Origin of the sequence: Niastella yeongjuensis (genome assembly GCF_900110245.1) — a bacterium.
GTDB lineage: Bacteria > Bacteroidota > Bacteroidia > Chitinophagales > Chitinophagaceae > Niastella > Niastella yeongjuensis.
In genome coordinates this window covers 621,992-635,164 of record NZ_FOCZ01000004.1, presented here as the reverse complement: position 1 = coordinate 635,164, position 13,173 = coordinate 621,992, and the positions used below count along the sequence as shown (strand labels likewise).

Sequence of the window (13,173 nt, the reverse complement as noted above, 5' to 3'; positions counted from 1 at the left end):
TCATGAAAAAAGTAACATACACCATACATATACTACTGCTAACGCTTATGATCGTTGCAGCAGGTTGTTCTAAAAAAGACAATAAATTTCTGGATACAAAACCGGAAACATTTTATACGGTCGATAATATCTTTTCTACTTCAGCCCAGATTGACCAGGCTGTAGTGGCCATATATTCCCAGTTAAGGGATCTGTGGGCCAATCCAAATGAAGAAAACTGGATTTTTGTATTTCGTGGCAATGGTACCGATATGTACGATGTACCAAGCATAAGGCGTGCAAATACATTCAACAACTATGGTACTATCAATGCCAATCATGGCACTTTCTATAATGCGTTTAGTACCTGGTACCAGATAATTGCGAAAGCAAATCTCGCTATCTACAGCGCAGAGCTGCCCAACATTTCCTGGTCTTCACCAGTGGAAAAAGCATATGCCGTTGCTCAGGCCCGCTTCTTCAGGGCTTTTGCGTATCGAAACCTGGCCGAACTGTTCGGCGGGGTGCCAATTGTAACCGATATTACAAAAGTGGCCCGGTACGATTATACGCGCGCTACCCGTATAGAAACCTATCAATATGCGATCGATGAATTACTGGCTATCGAAAATGATTTGCCGGAAGTAACTGCTACAGGGGGGCGATTGGTACGTGGGGCTGCACAACACAACCTGTGCGAATTGTACCTGGCCATGGGCACGCAATTGGCAGCAGACGGTAATGGGGGAGCTGCACAAGCCGCATTTACAAAATCTATTGAATATGGTAATAAGGTGATCAACGGTGGAACTTATTCATTGATGAAAACCCGTTTCGGCGCCCGCAAAACCGAAGCAAAGGGAAACGTGTACTGGGACCTGTTCCAGGAAAATAATGTGAACTACCAGGATGGTAACAAGGAATGTATTTGGGCCATTCAAATTGATTATGCCGCTTATCGCGCTGAAGATACCCGCTCCAAGCTGCCCTATTCCCGCACGTATGGACCTGTGTTTCGAAACGGCGCGCCTGCACATCTGCAGGGAACGGCAGAAGACGTGGGTGGTCGTGGCATTTCACAAATTAACCCTACCTTGTATACCCGGGACAGTGTTTATGCAGATAAGTGGTCTGATGACATGCGCAATACCGATATCGTATTCCGCCGGATCATTCTGGGGAATGTATCTTCGTCGCCTTATTTTGGCAAACCGGTACCCTGGTCTGAATTATACAACAACAAAGACAACCAGAGCCTCGACTATCCCATCAGTTGCAAAATTGCCACGGATAAATATACAGGCGTAGCCGATGGAGAGAATATGAGTAACCTGTTTAGGGACGACTACTTCATCAGGCTGCCGGAAACAATCCTGTTGCGTGCAGAAGCCAAACAACGCAGCGGCGATAAGGCCGGTGCTGCGGCTGATATTAATTTGCTGCGCGAACGGGCCAACTGTACCTATAAGGTAACCGCAGCAGATGTAGATGATAAATTCAATTTAATACTCGACGAGCGGACACGTGAACTGGTTTACGAAGAATGCCGGTGGAATACCCTGCTGCGCATGGGTGGCACCATTGCCGTAGACCGGATAAAGAAGTATGCCTTCTGGCCGGAAGCAGGCGCAACATTAAATACGCCATACAATCTATGGCCAATACCGCAGTTAGTGATAGATGCAAACAAAGATGTAAAGCTCGATCAAAATCCAGGCTGGTAATTGTTCAATAATAATATTATTAAATGAGAAGGTTTATTGTTCTTGTTGCTGTCTTGCTGGTATATGCCTCATTAACCGCTCAACAAGCTGGTTATTCATTACGTACCTCAGATTCCATATCATATACAGAAATTCGGAAAGGATTTATACAACCGCCGCAGGAAGCGAAATTAAGATGTTATTGGTGGTGGCTAAACAGTATGGCCACCAAAGCCTCCATTACCCGGGACCTGGAAGAAATGAAGGCGAACGGCTATGGCGGGGCCTCGATCGTTGATGCCGGCAGTTCGAATTATGCCGTTGCTAATAAAACCCAGGCAGGGCCGGTGTTTATGAGCCCGGAATGGATGGACCTTTATAAACATGCCGTAAGCGAAGCACAGCGGCTTGGAATAGAATTGAGCGTGAATGTGCAAAGCGGATGGAACCCCGGTGGGCCTATGATCACGCCTGAACTGGCTTTGAAGCGGATCGTTTTCTCCGTCACAACCATAGAAGGTGGCAAGAAAGTGGAAATAACATTGCCGCAGCCCGCTTATAAATTACTTTATAAAGATATAGCCGTGCAGGCTTTTAAAGAGCCTGCCGGTTTTCTTTTAAAAGACAGTGCTATCAAAAACTGGGGTATAAAGTCATTCAACCAGTCATTTGGTTTTCGGGGTACCTACCCGTTGTACAAATTGCGTGAAGAAGATGTAGAAAAAGAAAATACAAAGGGGATAGCCACCACCGGTATTGTGGACCTCACCGCTACCTGTAAGGATGGTGTTTTAAACTGGGATGTACCTGCAGGAAAATGGACAATTATTCGATATGGCTGGACCTGTACCGGTGCAAGCACCTCCACAAATAGTGATGGTTGGGAGGGGCTTTCATTAGACCACCTGAACCCGCAGGCGTTTAAGAAATTCAGTGCTGACGTGATTGTTCCATTGATTGAAACGGCAAAATCAGCCGGCAATAGTCTTCATTTTTTGCAGACCGACAGTTGGGAGATGGGCAATGTGGGTTGGACAAATAACTTTCCTGCCGAGTTTAAGAAATTCAGGGGCTATAACCTGTTTCCCTACCTGCCTGTTTTGGCCGGTTATGTGGTAGGCACCGTTGAACAAAGTAACCGTTTCCTCCACGATTACCGGCAAACGATAGGGGACTGTGTTGCGACCTATCATTACCAGCTATTCAGTGACCTGGCGCATGCCAGGGGGCTGGGTATTCATCCTGAATCGGGCGGGCCGCATTCTGCACCGGTAGATGCGTTGAAGGTAATGGCCATCAATGACTTTCCACAGGGTGAGTTTTGGGCCACTTCCAATACACATAGGGTTAAAGACGATGAACGGCTTGTTGTAAAACAAAGTGCCAGTGTAGCCCACACCAATGCAAAAAGATATGTAGGCGCCGAGGGGCCAACCACCATCGGGCCACAGTGGGAACGGGCGCCCCGGGAATTAAAGGCCAATATAGATCGCGTATTTTGTTCAGGCGTGAACAGGATCGTATGGCATACATTTACTTCTTCGCCAAAGGAGTTTGGATTACCGGGTAACGAGTATTTCGCAGGCACACACCTGAACCCCAATGTTACCTGGTGGAAGCAGGCTGGTGATTTCATCAACTACCTCAACCGCTGCAGTTACCTGCTGGCTCAGGGCCTGTTTGTAGGCGACGTGCTTTATTATTATGGCGACGACGTGCCTTCCTTTGTATTTACCAAAGAAGATATCAAAGACCTTGCGTTGGGGTACGACTGGGACAAATGCTCAAAAGACGCCTTGCTAAAAAATGTTACGGTGCGGGATCATACATTGCTGTTCCGGGACGGTACGAGTTATCGCCTGTTAGTGCTGCCCAATGAAAAGAGTATCGACCTCGCTTTGTTGCGTAAACTGGAGCTGCTCGTGAAAGCAGGACTTACTATAATAGCTCCACGGCCGGTGAAGTCGAATTCGATGACAGACTTTCCGCTTGCCGATAAAGAGATCGCTGCTATTGCTGCCCGCATGTGGGGGAAGATCGATGGCATGCAAATCACGGAAAATAAATATGGCAACGGGAAGGTGATCTTTGGCAAAGATGTAAATACGGTGCTTAAAGAAATGCAGGTGTTGCCCGATTTTTCATTTGCCGGTACCCGCTCAGAAACGGCGATCGATTACATTCACCGGAAGGGGAAAGAGGCTGATATTTATTTTTTGTCGAACCGCTTTGCTCAAAAAGGGATCAATGACTTCGAGTTCCGGTACACGTCTACACTTCCTGACCGGTTTGAGCAGGTCGAATGCGCTTTCAGGGTAAGTGGGATGGTACCTGAAGTATGGGATCCGGTTACTGGTGAAATAAAAGAGATCGAAGTCTGGCGGGAAGAAAAAGGCCGCACTGTTATTCCCCTGTTTTTTGAACCGGAAGGATCTAAATTCATCATCTTTCGTAAGAAAGTTACCGCACCGCATGTCGTAAGCATAGCTATAGACGGTAAATCTTTCTTTCCGGGAAATCAGCAGCAGGAGAGCAATCAACCATCCATTGACTTTAATATAGCAGGTAGTGCTATGGCTGCTGTTGTAACAAAACCGGGTAATTATAGGGTGACCTGGTCGAATGGAACTGTGAATACGATCGATGCAACACAACCCGTCACTATTGTCCCTGTTACAGGCCCCTGGCAAATCAGGTTTGATACTGCATGGGGTGGGCCTGCACAAATAAAGGTTGATACGTTACAATCATGGACTGTCTTTTTTGATCCGGGAGTAAAGTACTATTCCGGGACTGCTGTATACAATAAGAAGTTTACAATTAGTAATGAGCATGTAAAGGATGCCAAAGTGATGCTTGATTTGGGGAATGTGCTTGAGATGGCATCATTGACTATAAATGGGAAAAAATTACCAGTTCGCTGGTGTGCACCATTTCAATATGAGGTTACCGGCTATATTCATGCGGGAGAAAATGAAATGGAGGTAACAGTTGTAAATCTCTGGCCCAACCGTTTAATAGGGGATAGCAAATTACCGGAGTGGCAAAGAAGGACAAAAACAAATGTGAAGAAATTCGATCAACCAGATGCAGATAAATACTTACGGCCATCCGGATTATTGGGACCGGTTACCTTGCAGATGTTGGAGAAGAGAATGTTGAAGCCGGTTGAATAAAAAATAGGAATATTATTCTTGATTTCCCCAGGTGTTTTCACGGTATTTAATTTTACGCTCTTTGTAAAATACGGTGAAAAAACGGTATGTTCTAAATGGTTTTATTGCTGACATTTGATTAAGTGATCGAACTAACCATCTACAAGGTTCGATATATAGATCTGCACGCGTTAAACACTCCGTATATGGAAACCCAATTAATCGGTAAATACTTTACCTAAAATAAAAGCATATGTCAACCGATAATGGCTTAATTGGGGAAATTAAATATTCAATTTTAGAGCCAGGTATTTTTACCCGCCTGTATCCTGGTTGGGAATTGTTAGCAGGGCAGGAGATAGGGGTAGATTCAGAACTTGGAAAATTAGGGTTCAATAAGTTGCCGGATGCACGAGGTGTTTTCTTAAGAGGAATGAATGAGGGGCGGGATCTGCAAACCGGCGATCCGGATGGCAATCGCTCCATCGGATCATTGCAGGTTGATGACTTTAAGGCCCACAATCATCAGGTAAGACTTAAATTTCACGCCGATTTAAATTTTGACTCCAGTGATTTTCCACCTGCTGCTAAAAGCGATGGTTTAACACAAGTGGTTGTAGGCGATGTTACCACGGAACGTGGCGGTTTAGAAACAAGACCACGAAACATTGCCGTTTATATTTACATCAAGATGAATTAGCATCCATTCAAAATATGAGATATGCCAGATACACTGCAAACAATTATTTCCAGAATTGACATAAGCAACTTTTCTGGAGAAATATCCGGGATAATAAAAGGCGAAATCAGAAAAAAAGGACTGGGAAAAGGTGAAGTGGGCAAAGGATTGAAGCAGCTGCTGCAAAATGCAGATGATAGAAAGAAATACCTGCACCAGTATGAAGAACAGCTAAATAATACCTTTGCCAGCCTCTTGCCCAAAGAAATAATATTACAGGTAAATAAAACTAATTTAAGTGAGTATATAAATGACGGTTTTAGAAAATTTACCGTTAGTACAGGCGGGAAATATGTAGACAAGGTACTGGCTCCCGCATTGGCAACAAGCATCAATGACTACGCAGTAAATTCATTGAAAGAATACCTTGATTCAAAAAAGAACGATCTGAATGAATTGGTGAATGCTTCATTGTCATACCTGTCGAAACAAGGTGTTAAGGTTAAAGAAATAGGCGAGGTAGAACTGGCAAAAAAGCTTTCGCAAATTAAAGCGCAATTGCCCGGTTACAATTTGAGTGATGCCCTTATAAACGAAGTGATCAATCAGGCAAATAACTTAATCAAAAATAATCCCAATGAGATCATTATATCGTTAGAAGGGGATGTTAAGAAAAGGTTTTCCCAAAAGTTCCTAAATGTTCGACAGGAAGCAGAAGCTGCTGCAAAAAAATCTTTTAAAGAGCTGGGTGATAGTGTAAAGAAACTGACGGAAAATGAAGGTGTTGTCAATGACGTGATAGATAAGTTCAAAAATGATGTGGGTAAGCGTGAGCAACAAATAAAAGAATTGGAAGGTGAAATTAATGACTTTTTAAAAAATGGGACCGTTGATTTGCATGCGTTAGGACAAAAGCAAATAGAACATGCCAGGCTTATTGCGGAAAATTTATTTCATATTAATTGCTTAAATAATTATATAAAACAAGGAATAAAGTTTATTGATTCTATCGACTCTTATAAAGATAAAGCCGGCAAGATCTTTTCAGGGGAATATCTCAATGATTTTAAAAACAAGCTTGAGGAACTTAAAAAGCCAACATTTTCAAGTGTTGTACATTTTGCCACAGAAACCCTTGCAGGGCTGGATGCGATTTCAGGTGCCATGGAAAAGTTTGGTGTCTTTAAGAATGCTGCTAAATCAGTCGGCAAGTTTGTTGGATATACGAAAATTGCCATTGGTATAGCAACCTCTTTGATGCCTCCAAACCCTATTGGTATTATTGGCGCATTGGGAAGCCTGGGCGGACTATTCGGCGGAGGTGGTCCTTCACTGGAAGAGCAAATGTTCGAAGAAATGCAAAAAGGCTTTAATCAGTTGAATGAACGGTTGGATCAAATCGAAATGAAGATTGATAAGCTTGCAGAAATGATTCAGGAGTCCTATAAGAACATTATGCAATCCCTTCAACTAATTTCCAACCAGTTAAAAAACATAGCCGAACAGCTGGATTTGAATACCCAGATGCTGGATTATTTAATTTACAACCAGTATAACCTGGTTGAGGTGGTAATCGAAGGAAAAGAGCAGTTCAAAGAGTTAACAGGATTGGAATTATACAGAAGATGGTATGCGGCATATCAATTAACTATCGATGCGTTAAAGGAATTGCTGGGGATCACTTCGAGTTCAAAAAATTTACAAAATGTAATAAGGCAGGATTTCCTCATTCCGGGATTGCAGGGAAAGAAATTTAAAGACCTTGCTTTTTTTGAATCTCAAAGCTATAAAAATTCACTTGCCCTTTTTAAAAACATATTTCCTAAAATAACCAATGATACCAAGACAAAAAATCTGTTATTACTCCCGCCACAAAAAAATAAATTCAATACTTATCAACAAGGTTATGACCTGTCATTAGATAAAGCAACTTATAATTTTGATACGGCAACAGAAAATTATTTTAATGCCTATTTTATTGCCAAGCTAGTACAACAGTATATTGAATTGCAGCCCTTTTTTATCCTTAGTAAAAATAATCAATTTGAACCCTATTCTACATACGATGAATTAATAGTACATCAGTCGGATATTAAAGATAAATTAGGGAGTTCAAAAGGGAGCCTTACCAATTTGCTGGATGCCGTCAATTATAGCATAATCCAACAGTCCATCCTGGCCGGTACGGTAATGATACCGTTCATTAACAATGCGCTTTATGGGAATGATGATTCAAACTATCAGCTAACGATAGAAGCTTTAAAAACAAATGAATTACTGGGGAAGAATTTAGCTGCCTATTTTATTAATACTAAAATAGATAAAGGCGATCTAAATGTATTTTCATACTTGTATTACGAGGTAAACAACAATCACACTAAATTAAATGATTTAAACACCCTGCTAAAGTATGGGCAGGGAAAACTTGAATTTGGCTTTGATGATCTCAACCCTGCAAACCCGATACTTTGTCTTTTCTTTAAAAGATCACCAGCTGCTGAGAAAATTCGGCTACCAGTACCTGACTTAACAATAATAGAGGAAGGGCAAATGCTGCAAACCAGTGCCCTTTCGTCGCTATTGGAAGCTAAAGAAAAAATAATAACGGCACTTATTGACATTGGTTTTTTTCAAAAATTATCAACCGATCAACAAAGTATTTACAAAGAGGTCTTTTTCTTTCAATCGTAAATAATAAAATGACACTTTATGCAAAAAAATGCTGATTTGGGCAATGTACAGTATTCTGTGTTGGAACCTGCTGTTTTCAGGCAGGTAAATGGAGAAGGATGGGTATTGATGGATGGTCGGAATATTCAGGATTCGGAATTATTCAGATTAAGCGGTCTGACCATTCTTCCAGATGCACGCGGGCTTTTCTTAAGAAGTATGAATGAAGGCAGGGATGTAAACCAGGGCGATGCAGACGGCAATAGAGCCATTGGAAATTATCAGGCCGATGCATTTAAAAGTCATGCTCATCAAATTTCACCTGCTCATGCGGTTATGGACAATGATTTGGGGACCAATGGCTGTGAAGGCGGACACGATGTTAGGTATGGAAGAAGTGTAATGTCCAGCTCCGAATACGGAGGGCTGGAAACCCGTCCCCGAAATATCTCACTGTATCTATACATAAAAATAAACTGACCGTTTTAACTTAAAAGATTATGAAGAAGCATTATGGGACAATTTTAATTTCTATTGTCTTTGTGGTTGTTTGCTTCATTTATTGGGATAATTACAATGCGGTTGCATCAATTGATGGCATTAAAACGGAAGTGTCAAAAGCAATAAGTCGGTCCACAAAGAAGAATTACTATAAAGACAATATAGAGACTATAGCGCAGATGAATTATGAGATAAATAATAATAAATATATCGGCGAGGATATTAAAAAATATTGGAATGATTTTAGGCTGGCAATCCAGAAAACAGGTAACAACTCACCTTCGGATTCGCTAACATTAAGTCAGTCTTTAACCCTGGAATTTTATAAAGTTAGCTTTAAACATAATAATTTACGTGTAAACCAGGGACTTACTTTGGTTTTCATAGCGGGTGTTTTTATATTATTTCTTTATCTGGCCCAATACCAGGATTTGTTAAGGGATATTGTTGGCAACTGGAAAACAATTAATCAGGTAAACGTTGAATTGTTGTCACTAAATGGAACAACCCCTATCGTTAAACAACCCTATTCTTTGGCAAGAACCCAACTGGCTGTCTGGACTTTTATAGTAAGTAGCGTATACCTGTATGCCATCCTGTGGGATAAGCGGGATATAAGTGGAATTAATCAGACCGCATTAATATTAATGGGTATTTCAGCCGGTACATTTACGGTTGGGGCTATAATGGACGTTACAGAGATCGAGAATAATGTTCAGCGCGGTCAAAATCAGCCTTCACAAGGTTTTTTCAGGGATATCTTGTCAGATAAAAGCGGTGCCATTTCAATTCACAGATATCAGAATGTTATTTGGACCCTCGTTGCCATAATTATTTACATATATCGTTACAATAATCCAAAAAATCTAAACGAGTTACCCGAGCTGGATGGTACCATACTGGCATTAAGTGGTATTAGCAGTGCTACCTATTTATTATTTAAATCCCGGGAAAATGTAATTCCCGCTAAGGTGGCAAGAATTAAACTGGCTGCAGGGAATACTTTAAATGAGGATGAAAAGAAATTTATCTCCGGGTCAGGTGAAGGTTTCAGAACTTCTGTTGTTAAATTAATGTCCCTCGATAACAAGAAGGAGATACCCGCCACGCCGGAAGATGGATCTAATTTCGATTTTGTAGCAAAAGAATATGATCGGGAAATATATAAAAAGATTACTGCTACCTGGAAGGGAAAGTTGAAAAAGGATGACAATACTGAAATCATACTGTCAGGTAATGTGAATGAAATACCAAACCTCGATGGAGAAGTTATATTAGTCAATTTAGATAAACAAACTTAGTCTGGGGATCCCTTTAATTAAAAGTCAGGAGGAGGATCTCCATCACCACAGGTATCATTATTGAAAGAAGGATCAGCAGAAGTTCCATTTTCGAAAACTTCGAGAACATCAACAGGATCACTAATAGACAGATTCTGTACCAGCGTTTTCAACGCAAGGAATTCGTCATTGCGCATACGCAGGCATCCATTCGTTCGCCTAAGCTGTGCATTAGGACCTAAATCTCCACCGTGAATTAATATTCCTATCCGGCCATTTGTCTCTGCAAGCGCTGCATTGCCTGATACCGGATCAAGTTTGAATACGCCATTGGGACCATAACTTTTTGTGTTCCCTTTATATGGCCCGTCTGTGATCGTTTTAATTGAATAGGTACCTGTGGGCGTGTCTCCAAAAAGGAACAGTTGATTAGCACCGGGATTTCCGTGAGCCGCAGCATCATTATTGGCTGCCTTTCCAAGAGCAGCAAAGCCAAAACCTTGTTGAGCGCCTGAGCTATTGACAACTTTTAACTGGCCACCCAGGGTTCTGTCGGCGTTGAGTTGTACTACAATTTTTGACATATGCTTGGTTATTACCTTCCTCTAAGTTAGGACCCGAACGAGGGCAAGTCAACGGGGAAAACACCTATTCTTTACGCCCGTCCTTTTCTTACTTCCCTTGGCGTTGCATTCGTCCAGGATTTGAATGCTTTCCTGAATGCAGTCAGGTCTGAATAACCTAAGATGTCGGAAACCTCGGTTATTTTTATGGCCGGGTTTTGCATGAGCTGGAAAGCAATTTCTTTTCTTATTTCACCGGCAATATCGCGGAAGGTGGTTTGTTCCTGCAGCAGTTTACGTTGCAAATTGCGTGGGGTCATATTCAGGGCGGAGGCTGCTTCTTCAATCGTTGGGATCCTCCCTTTGAACTGCATAAATAAAACCTGCTTCAAATTCTCACTGGTACTATTGGTTTCCAGCAATGCCTGTTTATCGGCAACGATGGAGCTGAATGTCTGAAACATGGATTGATCGCTTGTGAGTATGGGGGTTGAGATATCTTCTTTGCTCAAAATAATCCGGTTAACATCCTTGTTGAAAAGCACCTCACAACCGAAGTGCTTTCTGTATTCCGAAATCTCCCGCATTTCGCCCGTTAGTTCTATTCTTACCGGAACAATATTTTTTCCTGTGAGGGAGCTGAGTGTAGTGACTATGATTGCTATTAAAAAATCTTTGGCTTGTCTGGAAGGTTCCGGATATTTCATTACCCATATTGGGTTTTGCTCAATTTCCAGCACAGCCATTTCCTTAACTGTATACCTGTATTCAATCATAGGCGCCTGCATATGACCATACCGGTGTACCATCTGAAGGGCCTGATCAACGTCTTTGCTGCTTTGGATTAAAAAGCCAAACATTCCATAAAGAACCCTTTTTGCGCTCATACCTATATGCAGCCCAATCAACGGGTCGCCCGATAGTTTCAATAGAGGTACCCAAATAAGCGCCCCCTTTTCCCATTCAACCATGTGTTCCGAGTCGCTAATTTCCTCAGGATTAACGCCCGACATCTGGCAAAGTGTACCAAAAGCTGCACCCATTGAAGTGGCAGTCTGAAAAATAGTGCGAATGGTCGTTCCTGGTAAACCCATGACGTAAAATATATCATTTTAGGCAGAAAATACCTCTTTTCCTGCCTGTAAAATAGCGGTGCTTTGCATTGTAAATCGAAAATATATGAAATCAGGTAAAAACATATTTTTAAAAAAATGGGTAGCTGGCAACCTGGTGGTTTATACCGGTGCCTTAGGTCTTTTTCATCCGCTTATAGCGCACGGTTTTACCGGCGATCACGACAGGCTGTTGACAACCCCGCAGTTTATAATGCATACCCTGTCGCTTGTTGTCTTTGTTTTCCTTCTTGTAATAACGCGGAACAAAACATTCCAGCTGGTGGAGGAGCGGAAAACCCTGGCTGGCATCTGGCCGTTTTTAATCATTACACCCGGTGTGTTCTGGCTTGGTTATTATACCTTATTTATTCCTTTCGATATCCTGTTTATGTTCCTGTCAATTGGTTTGATCAATGCCATCCAGTTAAAACCGCTGGTTAAATTTCCTACCAAATGGGTAAGACAATGCATCCTGGTCTACCTGCTGGCAGCCATAACTGGTATTGTCATAGGCCTGGGCGCACACCTGCTTTGGTATAAGGACCTGCAGGGAATTGCGAAGGACCTGGCCACCTGGCTATCGATCAGCAGTCCTGCCGGGCTTGTTGTCGCTTACTGGGTCAGATCTATTTTTAAGAAACAGCTTATCATGCCAGAAGATTATGAGGCTGAGATGATTCCCGAACAGAAAGTGCAGCTCTCAAAAGTTGCCTGAAAGTATCCGGTAAAGTTCAAAAAATTATAAAAATGAAATATAACAGGTGCGGTATGCTTATGCCATTTCTAATCAGCGTTGTTGTGACAGCGTGTAGTAAAAATAATAATGATAAGGTGTTATCTGAAAAGCCCGAAACGAAAAAAAGCACCGTGAGTGGCAGTGTCACCGATGCCAGAAACGTTCCGGTGAAAGAAGCCCGGATAACTATCGAGCACACGGTGTGGTATAACAGTTATCTCTCCGCTTCCAGTGATGAGGAAGGCAAATACCAGGTGTCGTTGCCGGATGATCCTGCAGGCGATTGGACGGCCAAGGCCCAGCTTACTAAAACTGCCTACGGACAAACCTATAAGTTTGACCTGGAGCCTGATAAAACCGATGCTTTTAATAAAGCAAGTGGTGCCGTACGAAACTTTAAATGGAAGCTAAGTGGCCCGCGACCGGGTGGTACCGGCTACTATGGTGCGCATGTTGATCTGTACCAGTTTGGTGCAGATGTGGATATGACAAAAGTAAGATTGTCATTTACCCCTTTTCCTGGTGAAACCAGTTTAATGGATGGTACTGCTGCCGCTTCATTTGAAAGACCTGTAGAGGATGTGGCCGGGACTTTTATGGTGAAAGATGTGCCCATTGGAAAATATACCGTCAAAGCTGTATATGCCGGTAAGAAGTTATTACTCAATAACCGACATGCCGATGACAACAACGAAGAAAGCAAGACCATTGTTTTTGGCAAATATGGTTACCTGGGTGAAACCGAATACAATATCGAGTTCTATGTAACAGAATAATTAAGGGGTAATATTT

At 42.2% G+C, this 13,173-nt stretch carries 10 protein-coding genes; 8 read left to right on the top strand and 2 right to left on the bottom strand.

Annotated features, from left to right (window positions below; translation table 11 throughout):
- The first annotated feature begins 2 nt into the window (after positions 1–2).
- From BMX95_RS13860 to BMX95_RS13835, 6 genes are all read left to right on the top strand, one after another.
- On the top strand, positions 3–1,703 hold the full coding sequence (locus tag BMX95_RS13860) for a RagB/SusD family nutrient uptake outer membrane protein (protein ID WP_081204618.1): 1,701 nt from the start codon (positions 3–5) through the stop codon (positions 1,701–1,703).
- 23 nt (positions 1,704–1,726) lie between these two features.
- A complete protein-coding gene (locus BMX95_RS13855; protein WP_081204619.1) occupies positions 1,727–4,858 on the top strand; it encodes a glycosyl hydrolase in 3,132 nt (1,043 codons plus the stop codon).
- A gap of 232 nt (positions 4,859–5,090) precedes the next feature.
- Positions 5,091–5,537 (top strand): hypothetical protein, encoded by a 447-nt coding sequence (locus tag BMX95_RS13850; RefSeq protein WP_081204620.1) that lies wholly within the window; start codon positions 5,091–5,093, stop codon positions 5,535–5,537.
- Between the two features lie 21 nt (positions 5,538–5,558).
- Positions 5,559–8,207 carry a hypothetical protein gene (locus tag BMX95_RS13845; RefSeq protein WP_081204621.1) on the top strand — a complete coding sequence of 883 codons (2,649 nt, stop codon included), beginning with the start codon at positions 5,559–5,561 and terminating at the stop codon, positions 8,205–8,207.
- A gap of 18 nt (positions 8,208–8,225) precedes the next feature.
- Complete coding sequence (locus BMX95_RS13840; RefSeq protein WP_081204622.1) at positions 8,226–8,666, top strand: hypothetical protein; 441 nt, start codon at positions 8,226–8,228, stop codon at positions 8,664–8,666.
- A gap of 20 nt (positions 8,667–8,686) precedes the next feature.
- Positions 8,687–9,988: a hypothetical protein gene (locus BMX95_RS13835; RefSeq protein WP_081204623.1), complete on the top strand. Its 1,302-nt coding sequence runs from the start codon at positions 8,687–8,689 to the stop codon at positions 9,986–9,988.
- A gap of 17 nt (positions 9,989–10,005) precedes the next feature.
- On the opposite strand, the gene BMX95_RS13830 is transcribed toward BMX95_RS13835, so the two are convergent.
- Positions 10,006–10,551 carry a L,D-transpeptidase gene (locus BMX95_RS13830; RefSeq protein WP_081204624.1) on the bottom strand — a complete coding sequence of 182 codons (546 nt, stop codon included), beginning with the start codon at positions 10,549–10,551 and terminating at the stop codon, positions 10,006–10,008.
- 71 nt (positions 10,552–10,622) lie between these two features.
- Complete coding sequence (locus BMX95_RS13825; protein ID WP_081204625.1) at positions 10,623–11,624, bottom strand: AraC family transcriptional regulator; 1,002 nt, start codon at positions 11,622–11,624, stop codon at positions 10,623–10,625.
- Between the two features lie 85 nt (positions 11,625–11,709).
- Between BMX95_RS13825 and BMX95_RS13820 the strand changes: the two genes are divergently transcribed.
- Together BMX95_RS13820 and BMX95_RS13815 are read left to right on the top strand one after the other, a co-directional pair.
- Positions 11,710–12,360: a hypothetical protein gene (locus BMX95_RS13820; protein ID WP_242673270.1), complete on the top strand. Its 651-nt coding sequence runs from the start codon at positions 11,710–11,712 to the stop codon at positions 12,358–12,360.
- A gap of 32 nt (positions 12,361–12,392) precedes the next feature.
- Positions 12,393–13,157 carry a carboxypeptidase-like regulatory domain-containing protein gene (locus tag BMX95_RS13815; RefSeq protein ID WP_081204626.1) on the top strand — a complete coding sequence of 255 codons (765 nt, stop codon included), beginning with the start codon at positions 12,393–12,395 and terminating at the stop codon, positions 13,155–13,157.
- The last annotated feature ends 16 nt before the right edge of the window (positions 13,158–13,173 follow it).

Excerpts from the sequence above, each read along its gene's own strand:
- BMX95_RS13835 (WP_081204623.1), top strand. The coding sequence starts at position 8,687 with ATGAAGAAGCATTATGGGACAATTTTAATTTCTATTGTCTTTGTGGTT.
- BMX95_RS13845 (WP_081204621.1), top strand. The coding sequence starts at position 5,559 with ATGCCAGATACACTGCAAACAATTATTTCCAGAATTGACATAAGCAAC.
- BMX95_RS13820 (WP_242673270.1), top strand. The coding sequence starts at position 11,710 with ATGAAATCAGGTAAAAACATATTTTTAAAAAAATGGGTAGCTGGCAAC.
- BMX95_RS13825 (WP_081204625.1), bottom strand. The coding sequence starts at position 11,624 with ATGGGTTTACCAGGAACGACCATTCGCACTATTTTTCAGACTGCCACT.
- BMX95_RS13815 (WP_081204626.1), top strand. The coding sequence starts at position 12,393 with ATGAAATATAACAGGTGCGGTATGCTTATGCCATTTCTAATCAGCGTT.
- BMX95_RS13850 (WP_081204620.1), top strand. The coding sequence starts at position 5,091 with ATGTCAACCGATAATGGCTTAATTGGGGAAATTAAATATTCAATTTTA.
- BMX95_RS13860 (WP_081204618.1), top strand. The coding sequence starts at position 3 with ATGAAAAAAGTAACATACACCATACATATACTACTGCTAACGCTTATG.
- BMX95_RS13855 (WP_081204619.1), top strand. The coding sequence starts at position 1,727 with ATGAGAAGGTTTATTGTTCTTGTTGCTGTCTTGCTGGTATATGCCTCA.
- BMX95_RS13830 (WP_081204624.1), bottom strand. The coding sequence starts at position 10,551 with ATGTCAAAAATTGTAGTACAACTCAACGCCGACAGAACCCTGGGTGGC.
- BMX95_RS13840 (WP_081204622.1), top strand. The coding sequence starts at position 8,226 with ATGCAAAAAAATGCTGATTTGGGCAATGTACAGTATTCTGTGTTGGAA.